The organism is Rhizobium chutanense, from assembly GCF_002531935.1.
Lineage (GTDB): Bacteria > Pseudomonadota > Alphaproteobacteria > Rhizobiales > Rhizobiaceae > Rhizobium > Rhizobium chutanense.
Window position 1 is genome coordinate 255,395 of the sequence record NZ_NWSV01000002.1, and the last position, 22,547, is coordinate 277,941.

A 22,547-nucleotide genomic window follows, 5' to 3' on the forward strand; every position below is an offset into this window, starting at 1 on the left:
TGCCCCTTGGGGGGCCGATTGTTGGGCGGGGGTGACCTCGCCCTATTTTTTTGTGGGAACCGGACTCACTACATTTCGGCTCTGCTTATGACGGTCCGACGCACTACTCTCTGGACCGATCCCCTCTCGGGAATTCCAGGATCGCGCCCTCACCCGAAACGCGGGACAAAGCGCGGGAAAATCTTTCTTCAAACGTGTTCTCTTCAGCAGCCGGCGCCGGCTTCAAAGCGAGATTGCCGGTCACCAGGCGCGTAACCTTCGGGCGCACCGGCTCCGGCGCAGGCTGGCTTGCCGCTTCGCCCTTGGCGAGAATTTCGGCGAGTTGGGCTGCAGTAAGCGCGGCAAGTGCCGACTTCTCGGCGGCGATGGCCTTCTGATAGTCGCGGCGCTTGCGGGCATGCTGGCGGGCCGCTTCCTGATCGTCGAAACCGGCGTCGGCGATGCAGGGCGCTTCGCAGATCAGGACGTTTTTCAGGTCGTAGACGCGGATAGAGCCGTGCAGATTGTCTGGGTCGAAACGGATTGTGACCTTCTGCCCGGCATATTGGTTCAGCTCCCGGCTCCAGTAGCGGTTGCCGTGGTAATGGATTTCGCCACTGCCCTTTTGAGCGCGGATCGCCTCGGAGGCGAGAAGCCAGAGCGAGCGTTGCGCGGCAGTCGGCCAGCGGACGATCGTGCCGGGATGGGCAAGGCTTTCCTCGAAGGTCGCGTCGAAGCTACGGCCCTTGCAGGTCTGAGCTTTGCGGCCAACCCGTGAGTTATGCTCCGCCACTTCCCGCGCCACATGCTCGCGCAAGGCGTCCAGGGGCACTGCCCGCGATCCATAATTCTCCGGCTTGGCCGCAGGCGTATTGCCCGTATAGGCACCGGCGCAAAACGGATGCTTCGAAATGTTCTCCGCCAGATCGCCCCAGGCGCGCTCGATCGGCTTCGACTGGCCGGAGTAAGGATTGGTCCAACGAGGCTCAATGCCAAGGGTGACGAGCAGGCCTTCCGGATCTTCTTGCCTAACCTTGAACCGGTATCGGGTGGCAGCACCGCCAGAGATCCACTTCGATGCAAAAGAGCGGCCGTTGTCGAGATAGATGCGATCGGGAATGCCGTAGCGCTCGACCATGTCGCCGATGACGAGGCGCACCGTTTCCTTGTTTTCGCTATCGGAAATGCGCCATGCGAGCACCTTGCCCGAATAGAGATCCTGGATGCCGAGCAAGAAGACGCGAACCGGCTGCTCTGACCATGGCACACGCACGAAGATATCGAGCTTGTGACCGTCCATGTTGACCATCTGCATGGCGTGAAGATGTGACCGGGTACGCCGTTGGGCCGGATAGAGAGCCTTCGCCTTTTCCTTGCCCTTCCGGGCCAACCTCTGGACCGCCCCCGAAACCTCGGCTTCAAGCCTTCGGCGAAGCGAGCGCTCATGCGGGATCGGGCTCCAGTCCTTCTTTTTGGCAGCAACGAGAAGGCGGCGGTAGCAAGCGGAGAACTTCGGAGCTTCCGCCCGCAAATAGTCCGACTTGATGAATTCCCAAGCGTCTGGATGGCATTCCGAGCGGGCGCGCTCGCTCTTGTAGCTGGGCGCGAGAGCGGCAAGCCAGTCCTGCCGGTCAACACCGCTGACCATCTCCCGCCACTGATAAAGCGTCGACTTCTCGACGCCGCCCCTGCGGCAGGCCATCATGACCGCTGCCTTGGCGGAAAGCCCGCCTCGCTCCAGCTCATCGGCCGTTTGAATGACCTTCAAGCGCTGTTCACAGATGCCTTTATGCTCGCTCGAAAGAGCCTCGTACCGCTGCCACAAGGCGCGTCTCTGCTCGGCCTTCGCGTCCCTGTCGTCGTTCGCCGGCGCCGAGTGGATGACCAGCAGTCGGGTTTGCGCGGCCTGCGGCAGCAGGGAATAATGATACTCCCATACCGGCTTGGTCTTGCCCGACGTCTGGCGGGCCTTGCCGCTGTCACCGCGCCAATTGTCACTGGCGAAGCGGTTCAGCTTCGAAGGATCGCGCGGCAACTCCGGCAGGTTCGCCGCGATCAGCTCAGCGATGGTGAAGAACTGCTTCACGACCGCGCCCTCCTTTTGATGACGATCGGTGTCGAGCGAAGCGCCTTCAATTCTAGCGCGAGGGCGCGTTGCTCCTGCTGCAGCCGCGCGATCTCGGCGAGGCGCGCTTCGTCGCCTTCAAGCATCGTGAGGCCGTCTTCGGAGACGATCATATCCCAAAGCCAGAGCGCCCCCGTTGCCCGGATGAAGGCCTTGAAGCGAACGACGCTGATATCATGGGTGTTCTTGCTCTCTGCCGTGTAGGCGTCGAGCGTGGTCTTGGAGAGGTTCGGCAGGCCGAGATATTGCGCCATTCGGGCGGCGATGACTTCGCGGCTATGCGGGCATTCGCGGATGGCCCGTGCCATCGCACGCTTCAGCTTCGCGCGGAACCGCTCGATATCGATGCTGGCGGCGGCATGGCGAACCGGAAATAGGGGTTCTAGGAAGAAGTCGAGTTGGGCGGGATGCTTAGTCACTGTCGGCCTCGCTGTGGATTGCGGCCATCAGCGGATCGCCGGCTTCGCCAAGACCGATGTGTTCCAGGAACTCGTTGCGGGTCTTTTCGCTGGCTTCTTCCCATGCCGTCACGAGGCGCGAGAGCAAGACGCCCTGCTCTACCTGCTTGCTCGACAGCGCCGGCGCGGGGTCGACGAGTGCAAGCGCCTTCTTCAGGTCTGGCTCCGTCCGGAATGCGACCGCCGCTTGGCGCTGCTTCAGCGGCTCCATCTTGGCGATCTTGAGGAGCGCCGACTGGTTGTCCGCGATGGGCGTACCGCGCACGGCCGATCGAACTTCGGGGTGAAGATTCTGGGCGATACGATCAAGGCGCTCGACAGCGCTTTTCGATATGCCCATGCGGCTGGCGACATGCTGGGAGAACCCACCAGCCTCTGCTTCCGCCGCCAACAATTCCGTCAAGTTGACGCGATTTCCGGGGCGACCGGCTTCGATCTTGCCGTACTTTTGCTCCCAAATGTCGCGGTAGCTTTTGACGAAGATGGCCCGATCGATCACCGACAGATCGTTACGGAAGAGATTTTCTGTGATCTCGATGAGCTGAGCCTCGGCCTTGTCGCCCTCCACGACCATGGCCTCAATGTCGGGTTCATCGTTGATCTCAACCGCCCGAAGGCGGTGAGCGCCAGCCACAAGCGTCCAGTTCCCGCCTTTTGCAGCCGGGGTTGACCTGACGGTGATCGGGTTAATGAGGCCATGCTCGACGATGCTTTGTGCAATCGCGAGCGCGTGCTCTTCCTCGACCGCCCGGAGGCGCTCTGGAACAACGATTTCGGATATGAGGATGCGTTTGAACTCGGCCATTATGCGGCGTCTTCTTCTGCTGTGGTCTGAAGGGAGATGAACGTGCGGGCTCGCTGCGCCATCGTTTGGTAGTGGGCCCGGAACCGGGGGCTCTCCAGCCGGCCATTGACTGTCCGGAGAGCGCGATTGATGGCCTCGCGTGACCGGTCTTCGACCTCGACGACACGGCGTTTCGGCCACTTAAGCTCGACGATCATGAGATGCATCACGATCTGGCGGGCCAGAGCCGCATCGAACCATTCATGCGGAGGTTCGACGATCTCGTGAACCGCGAGATGCGGGAATCCTTCGCGGACCGCAGCGAAGCAGGCATGCAAGTGCGCTTGGTAGAGCGCGTTCTGATCAAAGGCATTGAAGATCATCGAGCCACCTGCACGAGGAACGCAGCGACGGCTGCGACGAGGCCAGAGGCGACGACGCTGAAGATCATGAAAAGATTTGCCAGTTCACAGACGCGAGAATGGGAGGGAATAAAGGGGTTGCGCATGTCTACGCCGCCGCGTCGTTTTGGCGTTGCCGCATGGTCGGCGGACGCTCATAGTTAGCGGGCGGTTGAGGAGATTTACGCAGACCGGAGGCGTGGTAACGCGTCCGCCACAACAGATGTGGCCTTGTGCCGAGAGCTGCGGCGATCGCCCTCTCCCCTGCCTTGTTCGGCTCCCGGAGTGTCGTTCCGGCGGTACCGCGAGGCAGCTTATACTCCTCGTCGATCTGGGTGAGGGTTATGCCGGCGATCAGGAGCTTAGCCTTGATCGCCGCCATTTCCTGAATTCTGTCGACGGGGCTGCGGGTCTTCTTGTCCGCCTTTTGGGGCCGGTGCATAGTGGATCCTCGTTGTGATGAGGGAGACCCTGGCCGGCCTCCCTTTTCATTGGTGATTTGGTCCGTATTCATGGAGAAGAATACGCGATTGCGCATTTTAGTCAACCATTGCGCAGTCTAAGAATGAGCAATCGCGTATCGTATTGTGGATGACATTTTCCGATCGGTTGAAGGAACTGCAGGGCACCCTGCGGGACTCTGATTTTTCTAGAAAAACCGGCGTCAGCGTCCAAACGCTGAAGCGCTATGAAGACGGGTCGTCGCCGAGCATCGATATCGCGCGAAAGATCGCCGATGCATGCAATGTGTCCCTCGACTGGCTCGCGGATAGGTCGGAACTACGCAATAGTTCAGTTTCCTTGCAAGCGAAGGCGGAGGGTGACTTCGTCAATCTCCCCCGATTCGATGCCCGAGCGTCGGCGGGCCAAGGGCTGGTTGCGATCAATCAGATGCCGGTCGGCGAGGTCGCTTTCGCGCGGGACTTCCTCCGCAATCTCGGAGCAAACCCGGATTATTGCTACATCCTCGAAGCACGTGGCGACTCGATGTGGCCAACCATACCGGATGGAGCGCTTCTTATCGCCGACGCCTCAAAGACGGACGTAGACGATGGCCGCATCTACCATTTCAACGTGATGGATCGCGTCCTCGTGAAGCGCGCTCGCTGGTCGATGGATGGAAAGCTCCATCTTACGTCGGACAATATGGCGGCGGGTTTTCCTCCTGAGATCATCACTGCCGATCGCATCGACGAATTGAAGGTCGGCGGACGAATAATGTTCACCGGCCACGCGCCGATGCCAGTACGATAGGGATCATGACATGGTTGATTTTAATCGCGATCCGATACGGCCGGATCGCTGGGAAGGAACCCCGGAGACTCTTTACCATTACTGCTCGTCCTCGACGTTTCAGCTCATCATATCGAACCGTAAGGTGAGGCTTTCAGATCTGACGCAAAGCAATGATAGCGCAGAAGGTGAATGGTATTGGGAGATCTTAAAAGGTCTCTATGACGGGGAGGAGTTGCCTGCTTGGATCGCCACCGCCCGCTCGCATCACGCAGCCCGCAATTTCCGGTTTGCAACGTTGGGGCTATGCCTATCGGAGGAACATGACCTCTTGAGTCAATGGCGCGGCTACGCCGACAATGGGAGCGGGTTCTGCATTGAATTCAACCCTACAGAATTGATAGGAGGGGCACCGAACGGTCCAGCTATTCACAAAGCGATCTACTCACCGGACGAGCAACATGAAGTTGTCCAGTGGGTTCGGCAGAAGCAGCAATATCGTAAACCTACTGACAACATACTGGAGAATAGCGCCTTTTTTCAATTCGTGTTCAAAAATCACGGATTTCAGGAAGAGAAGGAGTGGCGCCTGATTTCAATCGAGGATCGTTGCGATTGTGACTATGGTGCTCGCGGCAACCGGATAGTACCTTATCGCGATATGGACATCACCCCAAACGCTATCAGGAGTGTCCGGCTTGGTCCGCGTCACAGCACTCCCCGTCCTGTGATCGAGAGGATGCTAGATAGATATGGCTTTACAGACGTCGAGGTAAACTCTGCCACCGCGACCTACCGGTAATCAGAGGCTATCCACAAGTTGTCCACAGGCGCCAAGCACGTTGATTCGCCCGTTCGCGAAGGCACGGCGGCCCGTCTGTCCACCCCTGCAATTTGCCGTCAACAGAATCCCGATTGACTCAATCCAAAATTGGAACAAAATAAGAACATTGATTGAGCACGAAAGGAGTTGCCAATGTCACTTTCCGAGAAATTCATTGTCCTGCCATTCAAGAGAGTACGAGGAAACCTGGCGCCCGGCGAAATGCGCCAGGCTTCTAACTCCGCCTCTGCTGAGCGGATCGCGACTGCCATGGCCGACCGCTTCGTCGGCGTTGCCGCCTATGCTGTGATGGTAGACATGGAGACCGGCGACATGAGCAATCCGCGCGTCCTCTGCCATTTCGGCGAGACTGCCGATATCGCCGCCTGACGGTGATGGCAGCGTCCGTTGCGGTCAGCCAATCCACCTCGCCGATCGCAACGGCTCCAGCAAAACGCGGCCAAAATCTCTTGAACGCCGCGGCTGCAATCAAGACATTGAAATCACTACAAAAACGAACAAATGTCGGGATTTTGGCGATAAGGCCAATATCTATTTTGATTTTCCAGCCAAACTACCGGCTTTCCCGCGCCGCCGACGCCGAGCGCCTGCAGATGCAGGTATAACAATTTCAATAGTTTGAAGACGCCTCAAAGGCCGCTCCGGGCTTTTTCAAAGACCGCGCAAAGAAGCGGCCACGAAATGCTATGGTTCTCCGTCACCGCGCGATTCTTGCCGCGCCTGGTGTCAAATTCCCGAGGCCCGCAATCCCGGCTGAAATATCGAAAACCCTTGTATTGCGGGGCTTTCCCGCTCCATCCCACCAAATCCCGGATATTCCCGTTAATTCCAAGATCAAGTGTCAGACAACAGCCGGACGCGAAAAAACGGAATTTTGACACCAGGTGCCGGAATTCTTGAAAACCTTTCAAAGCTTCCTCAAAGCCGGCTCGGCGCATCCTCGACCCTCTATCCAACCAGTGAAGTTGGGGATTAATCCCGAATAAGCGCGCAAATAAGAGACCGGCTTGCGTGGACACCACTAAATGTCGAGATTGTGTTTCGACGGTGGAGGCGATCATCACGAAAAGCGGTCTCCCTTGACGCCTCCCCCAGCAAAAGTCCGCCAATTCGGCAATCAAAACTATCACAGAGAGTTCACGATGACATTGATCGCAAGTTTCATGTGGAAAGGGTTTTACTTTGCGTTCGGCGACACCTTGATTACGACCCCGACAAGAATCCACGAAGATATCCCGATACCAACCCAGAACCTCCCTAATGAGACAGAACAAATTGAAGGCAGCGGAATCCGAGTTGCAGGCCTGACAAGGAAAATTTTCACGATCGGCCCTCATCTTGTGTTCGGATGGAGCGGGCCGATGGCAAACTTTGAAAATGGGCTTCGACATCTATACTCAGCCCCACTTGATGAACCTTTATCGCTGCAGGTTTTGCAAGCTATCTTGAACGAATCGGGACTTCCGAAAGATCGGGCGTCAGCTTGGTTCATCGACGCATTCACGCGTGATAGAGGGATGGTGGGATTCAGCCACAACATGCGGAAAATTGCCCGGGAGAAGGACGGTGCAATTTCTGTTGCTGGTTCGGGAGCGGAGTCGTTCCTAGAGAGACTAGAAATAGACAGTGCCGACAACAGAGACGGGGTATCCTTTTTCAACCACACACTGGCCGCTCAAGCTCGTTATCTGATCGAACAACATCGCCAGGGCCGTCATCTCGACCAAGGATTTGGAGGCGCATTCGAATTCATTTCAACTGAAAATGGCTCTTTTGTCAGTTTTGATCGAGTGATGATCGTCTTTCGTGATTATTGGGACGTCGAGGAGCAAAACGACGTCCGCAAGGATGCGCAAAACGTTTCCCGTGTCGGCAATACTTTCAGCAAAATTGATGCTGTCTACTATACAACCCATTTTGATCATGCACTGATAGTGGGTCGGTGGTTTCCCGGTTCACACAAGATGTTTGGGGCAGTTCCCCCGTTTTCCGAGGGACAAGCGCTGGCTGGCACCCCGCGGTTTGGGGTAGATCATGTATTTGAGGTGATGTCGCACCATAGCGGCCGGCGGTCCACGGTGTTTGATCGAGTGCCGGACGAATACGATTTCGAGGTGATCGGGGAAGACACTCGACTGACCCTCCCAATGACGCTCCCTGTGGACTTGGAGATCGCACTTCGCAAAGAACTGACCTGAAGCATCCGGTTCGCGCAGCGCTTTACGAATTGATACGCGCGTGATCGGCGCGGGTGCCGAGCCACCTGCCTTTCGATCGAAGTTGTGGTACTGTTTAATGAATGTCGTTGTTCTCGGGAGGGGGTAGCAATTCATGGTCGTGCACAGGGATATGACTAGCGACGAATGGAAGTGGCTTGTGCGCCTTTGCCAACACGAAGCGGATAGAATTCCCAAGGAAATCGAAGCGCGGTTTACCGAACTTGGTCTGTTGGGGCCGAATGGTCTTTCGGACAATGCCAGGCATCTAGTTCAAAACGAGCTGCTGGCGGAGCGGCGGAACAGACTGCAAGGACTTCACTGAGTGATAACCTAGACGCCAAGCAGGAGTCCAAAGCGGTGATGTTTATTGCGGCACGGCCCACGCCTTGGCGAGGGCGTTCAGTGTTTTACTTAATCCCCAACTCCACACCTTTCGTCGCCTTGGATCGACCGATCGTGTCCTTGAGCCAGCATTCGGATTTTTTCGGAACATAGGAAAATGCCTTGCAAGCGTTGTCACTGATACACGCCGTGAAACACTGCAAATAGTTGCTGCCTCTCAGACGCTTGTAGTCACCGCCGGGAAGATCGACGCCGGAATAGCTTGTGAAATCAGACACGATCACATCGGCTGCCTTTGACGATGTATATGCGGCGATCGCATCCGAATTCCGTATCAGGGCAACAATATTATTCTTCAGAAAGCAAACGCCGTGCTTGGTGTTGTAGGTAATCGCCCTACATTGGCCGTCGCCTTCGCAAATCTCGTGGCACCCTGAATAAGTGACATCCTTAACGGCTCGGTAGTCGAAGCCGATCGCGTCGTAGCCGCGCGCATCGATGAACGAGGCGGTTGGCTGTGCGGGTAGATTAGTCGTGGCGCTCGGCATGTTGGTCGACGCCTGTTCCTGTTTCTCGCCGTAGCAGAGTATCTGGAAAACCGAGGGCGTGATCTTGTCCGCCAAGTCAGCGGTCGAGATCGGCTGCTGATCCGCTGCGCGGTCTCCAGATTGCCCGGTAATGTTTTGGGACTGGAGGAAAAGGTCGGCAACCGAGGCACGGATAGCGAAATTCACGTTTTGCGCCGTGATGCCGATCTCGTCCGCGAGTCCCTTGGACAGCGTCGCGCTGGTGATGCCCATGAGAAAGCCATCGCGGTCAACGACCGGCCCGCCGGAATTGCCGGGCTGGATCGGTGTCGAAATCTGGATGTAGCGGGTGTCGTTTCGAAGCCCCCGCAAGCGCGTTGACGTTGCCTGTGGTGACCTTAACCGAATCCGACAGCAACGTCGCCAGGGGAAAGCCTATGGCTAGGATGTCCTCGCCGAGGCGCGTTGGTGCGCGACGGAACACAAGAGGCTTCAAAGGCTCGGCAGCGTTGACCCTCACCAAAGCCAGATCGTTCGTCGCGTCGATCCGCGGGTCGGCGGCGTCACCCTTGCCCTTCACGTCGATGCGCGTGCATCCCTGGACAACGTGCGCATTGGTCAGCAGCCATCCATCGGTGGTTACTGCGAAGCCGGTCCCCGATGACGTCGGGCCGTCGGCAAGACATATGGAAGCAAAAACAGCCGAAAAGAAACTGCTCCAAAAGACGCGAGACAAGGTTGCCATCTGAATATCCCCAGCCAGCCCGAGATTAGAACGTCCGGCGGATGCTTTTCAACCATCTCTTGCAGTCAAGCTTAATGGAGTTGTAGTTGAGTGATCTAAGCTGCCGCCGGATGAAAGCACTCAGAGCGGCTTCGCTTAACCTTGCCGGCTAACCATTTTTGGTGGTTTCGACGCCATTGCTGCATCGCACGATTTACGCGAAATTTGCAACCTGATACCCCGGCCCTTGGGTTGAGGATATAGGGCACAAAATGCAATCTCCGCAGACGATTGAAGAACTCCTTCGCGCCGTCGCCGCCGAGGGCGGGAAACTTGACGGCCTTGGGTTCGCCGACGATGAAATCGTCAAGCAAGCACGCTCCCTGGGCCTTATCGATGTCGATCCTGGCAATGCCTGGACATTGGTCGACACCGTCAGGCTCACTCCCACACAGCGAATGGTGATGGGCCTGCCTCCCATCGTTCAAAAGCCTTCCGTTCTCACACTGACGCTACATGCCGTTGCCACGGCATTTGCCAGGATTTTTGGAAACCGCCGAGTTCTGCCTTGATTTTCCAGGCAGCGGGAACGCCGCTATCCACCCAGCCGGCTTAAATTAATAGCTACAAGAACGGCCATCACTCGGCCTGAATCCACCGCCACAGGCGGGATTGAGCGGCTGGCTCTCGTAATGATAATAACCGCCGCCGATCGATGACGTCTGGTCGGGGTTTGTGGATGTGCAGGCCGAAGTGATCGTTGCAAGGCTGATCAGCGTTCCGGTCGCGATAAAGGCGAAAAATCGGTTCATCTGAGCGTCTCCTCGGGGGCGTGGCTTTGCCCCGGCCGAGCAATCTACCATGCCATGGCGAGTGCAGGCATTGATTGACGGCAATCGACTGCCCTCGGCCGCCTCTCGTCACGCTAAAGTGATCGCCTTTCAGCCCATCTTTTCAAGCTCATGCACCGTCACATAACTGTCATGCAAAATTGCCCATTGTTATGGCAGCCTGGGCAAAATATATGCCGCCAGCTAACAAAAAGAAGAATGAGTGAACTGCCATGAGTGCCATACAGAAACTTTTCAACCGCAATCTCCTGACCCGTTTCGTCACCGGTCTCGGTGCGGTTCCCCAGCGTTTTCGTGACGCCCGCGAAGAGCGCAAGCCGGCGATCCATCCGTCTTTCATGGATGATTTCGGCGCCTGACCATACAATGCGTCCGCCGGCCGCCGGGTGAGGTAAACGACCTTATCCCGGCTGGCGCGCCCGCCGCTCTTTCAGCCTTTTTGATGAAACGAGAGTACGGGGCCCACGGAGGCGCCTTATAGATCCGCGCGGATAGAAAAGACGTAGTTGTAAGGCGTGCCGGAAGAGCCTTTCCGGGCATCGTCGATCGACAGGGGACGAAGTTTCCGATCTTTCAGGCAATAGACGGAATATCCAAAGGGCCTGAGATAGTCGATCACACTGGCAACAGCGTCGGGTCGATGTCGCTCTTCCGCTTCGATGAGCAGGTTCGGTCGATCGCGGTTCAACAGAGCTTCCGCGCCTTTCAGAACTTTTAGTTCGTGCCCTTCAACGTCGATCTTGATGAAGCCTACCGGGCCGAACTGATAGCTGTCCAGGCGCCGGGTCGGGACGGAGATTTCTTCGACATTTTGCGTCGAGAGCCTATTCTGCTCCTCAATCGTGGCGCAGCCATCCATGAGTTGATCACGGGGAATCCGCATCGTTGCAACGCCGGCGCTGTCGGAAAGTGCGACCTGCTCGACCCGAACCGACGAACCAAGCGCAGCCTCCAGGAAAGCGACCATGTGCGGCTGTGGTTCGAAGGCGACGACATCGCGCGCATACTTGGTCAAGAACCAGGAATAAACACCGTAGTTCGCGCCGATATCGATCGCAGTCTGGCTTCGACGGCATAATTTATCGAGGATCCGGAGCTCGGGTTCACCACGACGCCATTCCCGTGAAGCGCGCGTCCACAGCCTGAACCGAGGTGGCGCCATATTAGCGATATGAAGCATGTCGGCTCCCAGTAACTCCAACGCGTGCGCCATCCGCCCGTCGAGCGGCTTGCCCACCTGTTTCTGCATCTTCGGTGAATTGGCAACCCGTGGCTAGATCACCGATAGTGGATGCCTTGCGCGGGCCATTTCGCCACGCCTAGTTCTTTAGGTGAAGCCGACGTGATTGGTTCTGCGTTCCCGACGCGGGGTTTGCGAAACTCCTCGCCTCGGCAATCCGCGGCGCGCGAAGAGCGCAAGCCTGCGATCCATTTTCCTGCGAGCTCAGTTCACCACGGGCGCTGCCGGTTCACCCCAGCTTGATATGGGCTGGCCGGCCTTGGTCGACACCCTGGCATCATAGAGCGCAAGCGACGCCTGCAGCTGGCGCATGTCGTTGCAGCGGTTGATGACGCCGCCGATATATTGCACGCAGTCGCTGGCGCTGCCCTGCACCGAACCGGTCGCCCAATCCTTGACGGTCCCGTCGGCGCCAACCAGGAAATAGGAAAGCCGGTTATTCTCGGACACGGTGGAGCTACCGACCAGGCCGACGAAATTCGTGCCGGTCTCGGTCCTGGCGGCGGGCGCCATATGCCGGTAGATCGTCATGCCGTTCTTCAACGGTGTTGCGCCGATCATCGGTCCGAAGGTCGCGTCGGAGCCGGAAAGCCGTGCCATCGGCGACTGGCCAAGATTGGCGATCTCCGCATAGGGTTTGCCCAGCGCATAGCTGGTGAACGAGCGGTTGGCTGCATTCTCCGCCTTTTCCGCCACTTGAGTACAGCCCGCCAAGCCGATGGCGAGACCAATCGAAAGAACTGCCATGAAACGCATGCTGCCCCCTTGCCGGGCACGAAGTACCCGGAAGCCCCTTTTTCTTAACCCGCCGTCATTGCTAGCAGCTTTGGGGGATTTGGGAAGGTGGCGGATGGCGCCGGCGTTTCGCATACGGGCTCTGCGATGGTGAACACCCAGGAATGGAGACGCTGTGCCGTGACCTTCCCCGCTCTTCCCTGCCTCCACGCAGCTAAAATGCACCGCCTTCACCGGCGACTGATAAGAGCGTCACCCTCAACCTCCCTCATTCCTGTGCTCGTCACAGGAATCCAGCCACCGCGCGTCTGCGCGGTGAATGACTCTGTGGCGACTGACGAGAGTCTCCCGCGCCCAAGGACTTGGGCGCACTGGATTCCTGTGACGAGCACAGGAATGAGGAGAAAGAGGAGGCCTTCACCCCAGCCAACCTCCCCATGAGAAGCCCAATGACGGGGCGACCCCCGGGCTCTAGCAAGGGGCTGTCGCGGCACACCCTCGCCGTTCCGCGCTGTCGAACCGCATTCGAGTCCATCCGCACTCCACATTTTTCCCCCGATCCGCATCCGCCCTTCCCTTCCGCCGCAATAGCTTCACAATCAACCGACAGAAAGTTCATCCGGGACACGACAACTAGGGAATGAAACATGGCGCCGATTCTCTCCAAGACTCTTCTGATGACTGCTCTTCTGGCCCTGCCGGTCGCGGCCGCAGCGCCCGCCTTGGCGCAGGAGGCAAAGCCGCGCGAGGCGGTGATTTCGGTGACGGGCGATGGCGAATCGGCCGTAGCTCCGGATATGGCGATCGTCAATCTCTCCGTCGTCAAGCAGGCCAAAACCGCCCGCGAAGCGCTCGACGAAAACAACAAGGCGATGAATGAGGTGCTGACGGCGCTGAAAGACGGCGGCATCGCCGAGCGCGACCTGCAGACCTCCGGCTTTTCCATCCAGCCGCAATATAATTATCCGCAGCCGGTCGACGGCCAACAGCAGCCGCCGCAGTTGATCGGCTACCAGACGATCAATTCGGTCACCGTCAGGCTGCGCGATCTGGCCAAGCTCGGCCAGGTGATCGACCAGTCGGTCACGCTCGGCATCAACCAGGGCGGCGACATCCAGTTCACCAACGCCAAGCCGGAAGCGGCAATCGAAGAGGCGCGCAAGAACGCCGTCGCCGAGGCCCTGAAGAAGGCAAAGACGCTGAGCGAAGCCGCCGGCGTCAAGCTCGGCCGTATCCTCGAGATCAACGAGAATGTGCCGCGCGCAATGCCGCAGCCCGCCTATCGCGCCACGATGATGAAGGAAGCGGATTCTGCCGTTCCGGTCCAGGGCGGCGAGACCAATTACAGTGTCAGCGTCACCGTGACTTTTGCGATCGAGCAGTAGAAATGAAGGTGCCGCGTGTCGATGCTGTTCGCGCCGGCAGCCACCGATGAAGACCCCTCCCCAACCCCTCCCCACAAGGGGGAGGGGCTAACGTGCCGCACCGCTTCGCATAACCTCGATCGTAGCAAGCCGCAGCCGGCAAAACCTCTGCTTTTAATCGCCGCCGAGTGCCACAGCTTAGCCCCTCCCCCTTGTGGGGAGGGGTTGGGGAGGGGTCTTGCGATGGATACAAAGGCCCGCGATGATGCCGGAGGAAAGAGCACAGTCAAACAGAGCGCAAAAGAAAACCGCCCTTGCCGATCCGGGGAGATTGGCAAAGGCGGCTTTTGCAGCGCCGCACGTCGTTTAGACGTGCAGCCGGTATTTATTGATATCCGCGACGGATCGCCGGGCAGCCGCGGACGTTGGCGAAGCTCATTTCGCCGGGGCCGCGACGGGTCCAGCCCTGAACGATGACGCGGCGCGGGGTGATATCGACGACGCGGGCGCGGCGGAAGCCGTAATCGCGGGCCATATCTTCGGCGAGACGCGGATCGCAGCCGCGCGGCCGGCGGTCGAAGCCCGGACGCTCATAATCCGGAGGCGGACGGCGATAATCGCGCGGCGCACGGTCCTGATCGCCGATAATGATATTCAACTGGGCGGCAGCAGGTACCACCGTGCCGGCAAGGGTGCCGGCTGTCAGCATGACGGCAAGACCCGCCTTTGCCAAAAACTGCTTCATCGAAAAACCTTTCGTTTTATAGTCGGTGCGGCCGAGCCGCCCTCCTCCACATCACGCCGAAGCGTCATTTAGAATCACTCATACGGATTAGAGAAAAGACGGCGGAAAGTGGCGCGGTCAAGGCAAAACGGCGGCAAGGACTCGTCGGCGCTTGCCGCCTCATTGCACAAATGCGCGTCGTGATCGAAAAACCGCTGCACAGTTTTGCGCGATATGCACTAGCGGCGGATCAGCGGGCAACCACGGACATTGGCGAAGACCATTCTGTCCCAGCCGCGACGGTCGCGCCCGGCAACGACGACGACGCGCGGCGACATGCGGGTGATATGGGCTCTGCGCAGGCCGAAATCACGCGCCTTGTTCACGGCATGGATCGGCGAGCAGCCACGGATCGGCCGATGATATTGCGCCTCGACGATGAAATTCGTCTGCGGTCCTGCGGCGGCGGCCGTGGAGAAAGTGGCCGGAACGGCGCCGAGGGCGAGGACTGCGGCGAGGCAAGCCTTGGTGAGAAAATGCGTCATGGGATGTCTCCGTCGTTAGCACTGTCCAAGCTCTCCCTTCAGGGATTGTCTCGACAGTAGACCCCGCAAACTGAATGCTGTTCGAACCGGGCATTCACCCCCCATTCAGAAGGATTAATCCCTCAGGGGCCGAGATGCAGCACGATTTCGCGCCGGTGCGGGCGATCGCGGTGTTCGAAGAGGTAAAGGCCCTGCCAGGTGCCGAGCATCAACCGGCCGCGCGCAACGGGAATGCCGATCGAGACCTGCGTCAGCGCCGCCTTGATATGAGCCGGCATATCATCCGGCCCCTCGGCCCGATGCACGACCCAGCCCATCGACGGATCGGAGGCCGGCGGCACGAGGCGGCGGAAGAAGGAGAGAAGGTCGGTGCGCACGTCGGGATCAGCATTCTCCTGGATCAGCAGCGAACAGGAGGTGTGGCGCACAAAGAGGGTCAGAAGCCCCTCCTCGCGCCCGGCGGCTCTGACGAAGGCCTCCGCCTGGTCGGTGAATTCGTAAAGGCCCTGTCCGCGTGTGGACAGGGTAAGGATCGTCTGGGGCAAGGCGCTCTCCCATCTCGGAATCGTATCGCCGCGAGGTGGCGCGCCGTGACCGAGAAGTCAACGCCGAATACCGCGTCAGAGTTTGATCAGGGTCTCGAAGCCGCCATAGATCATCCGCTTGCCGTCGAACGGCATCTGCCATTGGTCGTCCTTCAGCCTCGGATCGGCCATCACCTTGGCATTGACATCGTCGCGCTGCTGCCGGGAGCGGTAGGTAATCCAGGCAAACACCACCACCTCATCCTCCCTCGCCTGCACGGCGCGGGGAAAGGAGGTCAACTCGCCATAGGGCACGTCGTCGCCGATGCATTCGACATATTCGAGCGCGCCATATTCCTTCCAGATCGTGCCGGCCAAGGTCGAAAATTCCTTGTAGGCTTCGACATTCTCCTTCGGCACCGCCACGATGAAACCGTCAACATAGGACATGGCACCTCTCCTCCACAGCTCCGCGCTGACCGGAGAGATAGGAGGCTATGTCGGCAGGTCCAGGGATGACGCGCTTACAGATTTTCGCGGTCAATCGTACGAAATCGCGAAGCAAGAAATTGCGCAGACACCAATGCGGCGTATAAGTAGAAACATTCAGGTTCTACCCGTCATTTCATCCGCCGGTTTCCCATGCGTCGTGTTATTTCTGCATCCGCTTTTTGTTTAACTCTGATCCAAATCGCAACCGCTCACGGCGCGGAAGATCGTCGCTCTTCTTATCTGCAAGCATTCAATGGGGAGGATAAATCCTGCTATGCCGTCAACCGTGCATACGAAAACATGCATAATAGCGGGCGCTACAGCTATAGGATATCGGAGTTGCAAGAAGATGGTCACGTCAGGCCTTACGTGGAGCTGCGAGTGATAGACAATGTCGTCTATTCCAGAAGGGAAAATGGCGTCTGGGATGAAAAAAAGCGACTGCCTATTCGTACCCCGCTCGATGCAGATTCGGGGCTGCCGGTCTTCACGTCTTGTAAAGAGCTCGGCGACTCGCAAACCGAAGAAGGTCTTGCTTTTCACTACTCCGCACACTGGCACCGATCCAAATGGAGTGCGGCGATAGACATCTGGATATCGAAGACTTCAGGGAAATTCATCAAGACAATCAGCCGCTATGATCAGGGCGCGGGAGAGATGCCATTTCCAGTGGCTGTCCAAATAATGGATTATGACAGAGCCCACGCAATGAAACCGACGGTCCCACCAGCCTGTTGGACCCTTGATCTGGATACTCCGCCAGCCATCTGCATCGATCTCACCTCTCCGACTCCAATTACGGCCCGTTGACCAGCTTGAGGATGAGCTGCTGAATATTGCCGCCATCCCCCATTTCGATCTTGTCGAAGTCGCGGCCGCGCTGGCGCTGTCTTTGGGAGATCTCGCCGAGGCGGCGGGTCAGTTCGATCCTGATCTTCTTGCAATCGGGATCGTCTGCCACCGTGAGGCCGATGCTCATCACCTCGATCTCCTTGACCATCTCCTTAATGGTGTCGCCATGCACCCGCTCATGCGCCGCAACGCCTGCGATGAAGCTCTCCCAGCTGCTTTTGACGGTTGCCGGCAGCGCGGCAGACGGTTTGGGCAGCGTATAGGTGATGATCAGCTTCGGACGATTGGTGGTGATCACGCAGGCGGTACCCTGCGCTTCGTATTTGCGGGTCCAGGTCAGCTTGAACGTCGTATGCGCGATCACCCGGCCTGCGCCGACCTCGGGCCCGCGCGCGCCGATCGATTCATAGAGTTCGGCGCCCGTCCTGCCCGATATCGAATAGGGCCGCACTTCTTCCACCGCCTGCCATTCGGCCCGTACGGCAGCCGGCGCCAAGGCGAAAATCGCCGCGATTGCATAAGTTGGAAAGCTTGTCGTCACGCACGGCCCCGCCGGATAATGGTTCGCGCGGACCCTAGCGGGACCGCCCTCCACTTTCAACGCGCCATGCATGGTTCAGCCCTGCAGCGTCTTGACCTTGGTGAGATCGGGGAAGAGCCGCATCCAGAGAAGCACGACGATGATCGTCCCGAGCCCGCCGACGAGGCCGGTGGCGACCGGCCCGAGGACGGCCGCCATCATGCCGGATTCGAATTCGCCGAGCTGGTTGGAGGTGCCGATGAACAGCGAGTTGACGGCACTGACGCGGCCGCGCATCTCATCCGGCGTCAAGAGCTGCACCAGCGAGCTGCGCACGACGACGCTCACCGTATCGGAGGCGCCGACGACGAGCAGGGCGGCGACCGAAAGCACGATATTGGTGGAAAGCGAGAAGACGATGGTGGCGAGGCCGAAGACCGCGACGGCGACAAGCATCTTGCACCCGACATTGCTTTCGAGCGGCCGGCGGGCAAGCACGATCGACATGGCGAGCGCGCCGATCGCCGGTGCGGCGCGCAGCAGGCCGAGCTCCCAGGGGCCGGCATGCAGGATATCCCTGGCAAACATCGGCAGCAGCGCCGTGGCGCCGCCGAGCAGCACCGCGAAGAGATCGAGCGAGATCGTGCCGAGCTGACGGGCCGGCTGCGGATGAAGGAGACGCCGGCGAAGACGGAAGAGAGTGTCACCGGCTCGCGCTTGGCAGGCGCCCACTGCATGCGGATCGAGATGACGTTGAAGCTCGCAACGGCAAACAGCAGCGCGGCAACGGCGAAGGGCGCGACCGGGTCCAGGCCGTAGAGCAGGCCGCCGAGCGACGGGCCGATGATCAGCGCCGTCTGCATCATCGAGGTGGAAGTGGCGATCGCCTTCTGCAGCATCGAGGCCGGCACGATGTTCGGCAAGAGCGCCGCCATGGTCGGCCGTTCGAAGGCGACGACGGCGCCGAGCACGGTGACGGCGGCCAGGATGCCGGCCGGCGTCAACCATTGCTGCCAGGTGGCAACCGCCAGCACCAGCGCCGTCACCGCCTCGATCAGCTGGCAGATGAGGCCGATGCGCCGCCGGTCGAACCGGTCGGCGACATGGCCGACGACGAAGGTCAGCACCGCCATCGGCAGGAACTGGCAGAGGCCGACAAGGCCGAGCGCAAAGGCGCTGTGCGTCTGGTCGTAAATCATCCATCCCATGGCGATGCCGATGGATTGGAAAGACAGCGAGGAAAAGACGCGGGAGGCGGCGAAGTTCAGATAGCCGGGGTGGCGCAGAACGCTCCGCGGGCCTTGGGATATGTCCATTGCGATGTCACCGGCCGGCTGCGGTCGCGCCGGCCTTTATAAGAGTTTTCAAGAAGATCGCAGCGGTGTTCTGCCCGAATGGGCGAATTGTCAATCGCCATGAGCCGCCGTCACCCAATTGTGTAATGCCTCCGCCTTCCCAGCGCGGTTCCCGGGAGATGCTGAGATAACCGGGATCGAATTCGGTGATTTCCCGCCGGCGCTCCCGGTCGACGAAGGTCAGAAAGCGCCGGCCTCCGGAGAGGCCATTTCCTCGATGCCGTCGACGCGGTCGGGATAGAAGGCGAGATGGCCCTTGATATTGCTGACAGCGACATTCGGCGCCTCATAGGTCCAGACGGCATTCTCGGAACGCGCGCCGCCGGCAATGATGCTGTAATAGGAGGCATCGCCCTTATAGGGGCAATGGCTGCTGTGGTTGGTGCGCTGAAGCAGCGACATGTCCACATCCTTCCGCGGAATATACTGCACCGGCGGATAGGAGGCCTCGCGCAGCGTCAGCGCATCATGAGTATCGGCAATGGTCTTGCCGCCAAGCGTGACGATGACGCGGGAGGGATTGTGCTCGACGGTGATCGGATGGTCCGGCCCCGGGATCTTGATCGATTTGTCTGACTTCTTTTCTGCCATGGGAAGCGTCTCCAGAAGATCGATCCCACAGAGATAGGGCGGGCATGCCGCCGGCCCAAGAGCACGCCGGGACGAAGTTTGGCAAAGAGCTGCCACATCGCATCGGAATGGTTGAACCGAACGGGCTTATCCTCCGCCTGTCGCTTTCATCGCAGCACGCCGCCCGGCAAGAGCCAAACCGAGCACGGCGGCCAGCACGCAGGTGATGCCGGCGATCTGGTGGAGTCCGACCGGCTCGCCAAGGATAAGAGCCGCCAGCATAACGGCGGAAACCGGGGCAAGCGCAGTAAAGAGCGCCGCTTCCGTGCCGCTCACCCTTTCGGCGCCTGCATACCAGAGCAGAAACCCGCCGACGGTCGGCACCAGCGCATAATAGGCGACGGCAACGACAGCACTTCCGGACAGACTATGTGCGAGGGGCGCCTCGAAGACTGCCGGGATGACGGCGACGAAAAAGCCGATGCCGGTCATCAGCGTCGACTGGGCAAGCGGCGCAATCTCCGTCTTCAGTCTTTTGTTGAGCAGGATGAACAATCCCTCGCAGACGACCGCCAGGAAGATCAGCGCATTGCCGGAGAGGGATCCGCCGGCCGCTTCCGGCGTGACGGCGACCGACAGCACGCCTGCCGTTGCCAACGCCACGGCGAAAAGCAGGCCACGCTGCGGCCGTTCGCCAAGCAGCAGGATGGAGATTGCCGCCGACACCACCGGCAGCGTGCCGATGATGACGCCGGCATCCGCCGCCGAGGTCAGGCTGAGGCCGGAGATCAGCAGCGTCGTATAACCGACGCTGCCGGCCCCGGCCTGAATGACGAGGATGAGGCCGTCACGTTTGGAGAGCTTCGGCAGCCGCGCGCCCGTCGCCCGCATCAGCACGAGAAAGACGGGAAAGGCGATGGCAAAGCGCAATGCGGTGGCGCTGAACGGCGGCAGGCCCGATGCGATGAGCTTGCTTGCGATAACAGTGCTTCCCACCGTCAGCATCGCCAGCGCCAGATAGAGATAACCTTGAACCTGTCTCGACATTCCGTGTCTCCTGTTGGTTGCGCCGAGGAAACAGCAGGGATGGATCAGGGTCTTGAACGAAATTGCAGGCAAGCAGCGGCGGCCAGCCTCGTCCTTCGAGGCCCCTTGCGGGGCGCCTCAGCAAGGATGAGGCTGGAGAGAGATAACAGCCCGCGGCACCCACGATCAGCCCTCATCCTTGCTGAGGCGCGCAGGCCGTAGGCCGGAGCCTCGAAGGACGAGGGCGGGTGGTTGAAGGCTCAGAGAAAAGCGCCGGCATAGAGCCGCGGCGACAGACCATATTTTCGCACGAAGACGCGCGTCATGTGGCTCTGATCGGCAAAGCCGCTGGCAAAGGCCGCTTCGGCCAGCGGCATGCCGGCAGCGATCAGCCGCCTTGCGATATGAATGCGGGCCTGGACGAGATAGGCATGCGGCGTCAATCCCGTCGCCTTGGCAAAACCGCGCAGCACCTGGAAGCGGCTGAGCCCGCTTTCCCGGGAGAGATCGGCAAGCGAGATGGCGGCAAGCGGATCGTCATCGATCAGCTCCCGGGCCGCGCGGATGGCCACCGGCACCGGCGGCCGCTCGTCGCTGCCGCCGCGCTCGCGCATGACGTCGGCGACGAGTTGCAGAAGCATCTCCTCTGAGAGCAGTCTGTCGGCGGCTCCGCCGCCGGTCACCGCCCGAAACAGCGTTTCGAAGCGGGCGGCGATCGCGCGGTTGCGGATGACGGGATGCGCGATTTCCGATCGCCCTGCCCTGCCGTCGCCGATCTCCTGCGACAGACCGGTGACGATCGCGGGATCGAAATAGAGGATGCGCCAGGATCGTCCCTTTCCGATCGGCGTGCCGTCATGCACCTCGTTCGGATTGACCGTGATGATGTCGCCGGCCTCTGCCTCCACCATGCCGCGGCCGCTCAGCGACTTCTGCGCCCCTGATGAGACGAGGCCGATACCGAACTGCTCATGCGTGTGCCTGCTGAAGCTGTGATGCGTTTCCGCTTCCACCGCTTCGACGCCCGTCAGCCCCGAGCGCAACATCCTGAACTGGTTTTTCGCCATCGTCTGTCCGCAGGTCCGACCGCCAAGCACTGTGCCAGCGGCGCGGAGAGGACGCAACGCCTAGAAGAACTCGTCGAGCAGCCGATAATAGGCGAGCCTCGCCGGATCCGGCGCCGGCATGCCGTAGCGATTAAGGAAGGGCTGCACCAGCGCCTCGCCGAAATTGGAGGCGAGGCTGCGGCAGGCGAGCGCGATATCCTGGTAGCGGTCGGCGACGCCGAGGCGGCTGCAGTCGATGTAGCCGGAAAATCCCTCTTCGGAGGCGATGAAATTCGGAAGGCAGGCGTCGCCATGGGTAACGACGAGATCCTCGTGGCCCGGCTTTCCGCTTTCGAGTTCGGCAAACAGGGCTTCGGCACTCTTTCCAAGCCGCGCCTGATCGAAATCGGTCTCGTCGACGATCCCGGCCTGCATCCGCGCTTTCGCCGCCGCAATGCGTCTCTCCAACCGGTGATCGAAGGGACAGGAGGCAATCGGCAGGCGATGCAGGTCGAGAAGGGCTGCGGCCAGCAGTTCCACCCTTGCAAGCGGCGTCAGCGCCGATGCGCTGGCAAGGTTGGTTCCCGGCAGGGCGCTGATCAGCAGCCAGTTGCGCTCGCCGTCGCTTTCCCAGGCGATGACATCGGGACAGGGTAGAGCGGCGGCCTTCAGCCAGCCGAGCCGGGCCGCTTCATCGGCAAGCTCGCCGAACGGCCCCGCCTGCTCGACCTTCAGATAGAGAGCCGGCAAGCCCTCGCCTTCCAGCCGAAAGACGCTTGCCGCCGACCGGCCGAGCGCATCCCGCTCCATCCGGTAGCCGGATAGGCGCGCCGCAAGCTCAGCAGGCAATCTCTCGGAGATTATCAATGAAATGTTTCGGCGGGCGCAGCTTCGAGAAGGATCTCGAAAGCTTCTTCCAGAGCCGCCACCAGAATATCGGTCAGCTCGTCGCCTTTGTTCTCCAGGAACAGCGCGCTGATGGCTTCATCCTGACGCTCTAGAAAACGCTCGATCTCGTTCGACATATCATTTGTCCTCTTCTTCACCGGAAACATCACGGCCATGAG

At 59.7% G+C, this 22,547-nt stretch carries 29 protein-coding genes and 3 pseudogenes; 10 read left to right on the forward strand and 22 right to left on the reverse strand.

Annotated elements, in window-relative coordinates; translation table 11 throughout:
• Positions 1-103 precede the first annotated feature (103 nt).
• The 5 genes from CO666_RS03780 to CO666_RS03800 form a co-directional block, all read right to left on the reverse strand.
• Entirely contained in the window at positions 104-2,065 is a 1,962-nt protein-coding gene (locus CO666_RS03780; RefSeq protein WP_179869605.1) for a transposase domain-containing protein, read from the reverse strand.
• Entirely contained in the window at positions 2,062-2,523 is a 462-nt protein-coding gene (locus CO666_RS03785; protein ID WP_097610807.1) for an FtsB/FtsL family cell division protein, read from the reverse strand. Before CO666_RS03785 ends, CO666_RS03780 begins: the two co-directional genes overlap by 4 nt.
• The gene (locus tag CO666_RS03790) at positions 2,516-3,367 is read right to left on the reverse strand and encodes a ParB N-terminal domain-containing protein (protein WP_097610808.1); all 852 of its coding nucleotides are present in this window, start codon (positions 3,365-3,367) and stop codon (positions 2,516-2,518) included. The genes CO666_RS03785 and CO666_RS03790 overlap by 8 nt, the downstream gene beginning before the upstream one ends.
• Positions 3,367-3,729 (reverse strand): hypothetical protein, encoded by a 363-nt coding sequence (locus CO666_RS03795; protein WP_179869606.1) that lies wholly within the window; start codon positions 3,727-3,729, stop codon positions 3,367-3,369. Before CO666_RS03795 ends, CO666_RS03790 begins: the two co-directional genes overlap by 1 nt.
• Before the next feature lie 127 nt (positions 3,730-3,856).
• Positions 3,857-4,189 carry a helix-turn-helix domain-containing protein gene (locus CO666_RS03800; protein ID WP_097610809.1) on the reverse strand — a complete coding sequence of 111 codons (333 nt, stop codon included), beginning with the start codon at positions 4,187-4,189 and terminating at the stop codon, positions 3,857-3,859.
• 149 nt (positions 4,190-4,338) lie between these two features.
• Here CO666_RS03800 and CO666_RS03805 point away from each other — a divergent pair, with 149 nt between their 5' ends.
• The 4 genes from CO666_RS03805 to CO666_RS33490 all read left to right on the forward strand — a co-directional run bounded on the left by CO666_RS03805 (position 4,339) and on the right by CO666_RS33490 (position 6,429).
• Positions 4,339-5,001 carry an XRE family transcriptional regulator gene (locus CO666_RS03805; protein WP_097610810.1) on the forward strand — a complete coding sequence of 221 codons (663 nt, stop codon included), beginning with the start codon at positions 4,339-4,341 and terminating at the stop codon, positions 4,999-5,001.
• Positions 5,002-5,011: 10 nt separating this feature from the next.
• Positions 5,012-5,782, forward strand: coding sequence for a DUF2971 domain-containing protein (locus CO666_RS03810; RefSeq protein WP_097610811.1), 771 nt, complete (start codon positions 5,012-5,014; stop codon positions 5,780-5,782).
• Between the two features lie 174 nt (positions 5,783-5,956).
• Complete coding sequence (locus CO666_RS03815) at positions 5,957-6,193, forward strand: hypothetical protein (protein ID WP_097610812.1); 237 nt, start codon at positions 5,957-5,959, stop codon at positions 6,191-6,193.
• Positions 6,194-6,198: 5 nt separating this feature from the next.
• On the forward strand, positions 6,199-6,429 hold the full coding sequence (locus CO666_RS33490) for a hypothetical protein (RefSeq protein WP_143540234.1): 231 nt from the start codon (positions 6,199-6,201) through the stop codon (positions 6,427-6,429).
• A 24-nt stretch (positions 6,430-6,453) separates the two neighbouring features.
• On the opposite strand, the gene CO666_RS03820 is transcribed toward CO666_RS33490, so the two are convergent.
• Positions 6,454-6,888, reverse strand: coding sequence for a hypothetical protein (locus tag CO666_RS03820; RefSeq protein WP_143540236.1), 435 nt, complete (start codon positions 6,886-6,888; stop codon positions 6,454-6,456).
• A gap of 78 nt (positions 6,889-6,966) precedes the next feature.
• On the opposite strand from CO666_RS03820, the gene CO666_RS03825 reads away from it, so the two are divergent.
• Together CO666_RS03825 and CO666_RS34985 are read left to right on the forward strand one after the other, a co-directional pair.
• A complete protein-coding gene (locus CO666_RS03825; protein ID WP_097610814.1) occupies positions 6,967-8,022 on the forward strand; it encodes a hypothetical protein in 1,056 nt (351 codons plus the stop codon).
• A 133-nt stretch (positions 8,023-8,155) separates the two neighbouring features.
• Positions 8,156-8,365, forward strand: coding sequence for a hypothetical protein (locus CO666_RS34985; protein ID WP_097610815.1), 210 nt, complete (start codon positions 8,156-8,158; stop codon positions 8,363-8,365).
• A gap of 85 nt (positions 8,366-8,450) precedes the next feature.
• Here the strand turns inward: CO666_RS34985 and CO666_RS03835 are convergent.
• Positions 8,451-9,657, reverse strand: a pseudogene (locus CO666_RS03835) (trypsin-like peptidase domain-containing protein).
• A 251-nt stretch (positions 9,658-9,908) separates the two neighbouring features.
• On the opposite strand from CO666_RS03835, the gene CO666_RS03840 reads away from it, so the two are divergent.
• Complete coding sequence (locus tag CO666_RS03840; protein WP_097610816.1) at positions 9,909-10,208, forward strand: hypothetical protein; 300 nt, start codon at positions 9,909-9,911, stop codon at positions 10,206-10,208.
• A gap of 45 nt (positions 10,209-10,253) precedes the next feature.
• On the opposite strand, the gene CO666_RS03845 is transcribed toward CO666_RS03840, so the two are convergent.
• A complete protein-coding gene (locus CO666_RS03845) occupies positions 10,254-10,448 on the reverse strand; it encodes a hypothetical protein (protein ID WP_097610817.1) in 195 nt (64 codons plus the stop codon).
• Positions 10,449-10,699: 251 nt separating this feature from the next.
• Here CO666_RS03845 and CO666_RS34010 point away from each other — a divergent pair, with 251 nt between their 5' ends.
• Entirely contained in the window at positions 10,700-10,846 is a 147-nt protein-coding gene (locus CO666_RS34010) for a hypothetical protein (RefSeq protein ID WP_010068834.1), read from the forward strand.
• A 116-nt stretch (positions 10,847-10,962) separates the two neighbouring features.
• Here CO666_RS34010 and CO666_RS03850 read toward each other — a convergent pair whose 3' ends face one another.
• Positions 10,963-11,724, reverse strand: coding sequence for an FkbM family methyltransferase (locus CO666_RS03850; protein ID WP_245436737.1), 762 nt, complete (start codon positions 11,722-11,724; stop codon positions 10,963-10,965).
• Between the two features lie 207 nt (positions 11,725-11,931).
• A complete protein-coding gene (locus CO666_RS03855) occupies positions 11,932-12,483 on the reverse strand; it encodes a hypothetical protein (RefSeq protein ID WP_097610818.1) in 552 nt (183 codons plus the stop codon).
• Positions 12,484-13,109: 626 nt separating this feature from the next.
• On the opposite strand from CO666_RS03855, the gene CO666_RS03865 reads away from it, so the two are divergent.
• Positions 13,110-13,847 (forward strand): SIMPL domain-containing protein, encoded by a 738-nt coding sequence (locus tag CO666_RS03865; RefSeq protein ID WP_097610819.1) that lies wholly within the window; start codon positions 13,110-13,112, stop codon positions 13,845-13,847.
• 364 nt (positions 13,848-14,211) lie between these two features.
• On the opposite strand, the gene CO666_RS03870 is transcribed toward CO666_RS03865, so the two are convergent.
• From CO666_RS03870 to CO666_RS03885, 4 genes are all read right to left on the reverse strand, one after another.
• Positions 14,212-14,571 (reverse strand): hypothetical protein, encoded by a 360-nt coding sequence (locus CO666_RS03870; protein WP_097610820.1) that lies wholly within the window; start codon positions 14,569-14,571, stop codon positions 14,212-14,214.
• 218 nt (positions 14,572-14,789) lie between these two features.
• The gene (locus tag CO666_RS03875; RefSeq protein WP_097610821.1) at positions 14,790-15,095 is read right to left on the reverse strand and encodes a hypothetical protein; all 306 of its coding nucleotides are present in this window, start codon (positions 15,093-15,095) and stop codon (positions 14,790-14,792) included.
• Between the two features lie 122 nt (positions 15,096-15,217).
• Entirely contained in the window at positions 15,218-15,640 is a 423-nt protein-coding gene (locus tag CO666_RS03880; protein WP_097610822.1) for a secondary thiamine-phosphate synthase enzyme YjbQ, read from the reverse strand.
• A gap of 75 nt (positions 15,641-15,715) precedes the next feature.
• Positions 15,716-16,069 (reverse strand): DUF1428 domain-containing protein, encoded by a 354-nt coding sequence (locus tag CO666_RS03885; protein ID WP_097610823.1) that lies wholly within the window; start codon positions 16,067-16,069, stop codon positions 15,716-15,718.
• 192 nt (positions 16,070-16,261) lie between these two features.
• Here CO666_RS03885 and CO666_RS33495 point away from each other — a divergent pair, with 192 nt between their 5' ends.
• Positions 16,262-16,921, forward strand: a complete 660-nt coding sequence (locus CO666_RS33495) for a hypothetical protein (protein ID WP_143540237.1) — start codon at positions 16,262-16,264, stop codon at positions 16,919-16,921.
• Here the strand turns inward: CO666_RS33495 and CO666_RS03895 are convergent.
• The 8 genes and pseudogenes from CO666_RS03895 to CO666_RS34015 form a co-directional block, all read right to left on the reverse strand.
• On the reverse strand, positions 16,908-17,576 hold the full coding sequence (locus tag CO666_RS03895; RefSeq protein WP_097610825.1) for a DUF922 domain-containing Zn-dependent protease: 669 nt from the start codon (positions 17,574-17,576) through the stop codon (positions 16,908-16,910). The genes CO666_RS33495 and CO666_RS03895 overlap by 14 nt on opposite strands.
• A gap of 3 nt (positions 17,577-17,579) precedes the next feature.
• Positions 17,580-18,799, reverse strand: a pseudogene (locus CO666_RS03900) (MFS transporter).
• A 142-nt stretch (positions 18,800-18,941) separates the two neighbouring features.
• Positions 18,942-19,028: pseudogene (locus CO666_RS34990) on the reverse strand (Crp/Fnr family transcriptional regulator); the annotation flags it as partial.
• Positions 19,019-19,429, reverse strand: a complete 411-nt coding sequence (locus CO666_RS03905) for a DUF427 domain-containing protein (RefSeq protein ID WP_097610826.1) — start codon at positions 19,427-19,429, stop codon at positions 19,019-19,021. The gene CO666_RS03905 and the pseudogene CO666_RS34990, both read right to left, overlap by 10 nt.
• A 126-nt stretch (positions 19,430-19,555) precedes the next feature.
• Positions 19,556-20,455: a DMT family transporter gene (locus CO666_RS03910; RefSeq protein ID WP_097610827.1), complete on the reverse strand. Its 900-nt coding sequence runs from the start codon at positions 20,453-20,455 to the stop codon at positions 19,556-19,558.
• A gap of 239 nt (positions 20,456-20,694) precedes the next feature.
• Positions 20,695-21,501 (reverse strand): AraC family transcriptional regulator, encoded by an 807-nt coding sequence (locus CO666_RS03915; protein WP_097610828.1) that lies wholly within the window; start codon positions 21,499-21,501, stop codon positions 20,695-20,697.
• A 60-nt stretch (positions 21,502-21,561) separates the two neighbouring features.
• Positions 21,562-22,353: an APH(3')-II family aminoglycoside O-phosphotransferase gene (locus CO666_RS03920; protein WP_097610829.1), complete on the reverse strand. Its 792-nt coding sequence runs from the start codon at positions 22,351-22,353 to the stop codon at positions 21,562-21,564.
• A complete protein-coding gene (locus tag CO666_RS34015; RefSeq protein WP_179869607.1) occupies positions 22,344-22,505 on the reverse strand; it encodes a hypothetical protein in 162 nt (53 codons plus the stop codon). The genes CO666_RS03920 and CO666_RS34015 overlap by 10 nt, the downstream gene beginning before the upstream one ends.
• Positions 22,506-22,547: the final 42 nt, after the last annotated feature.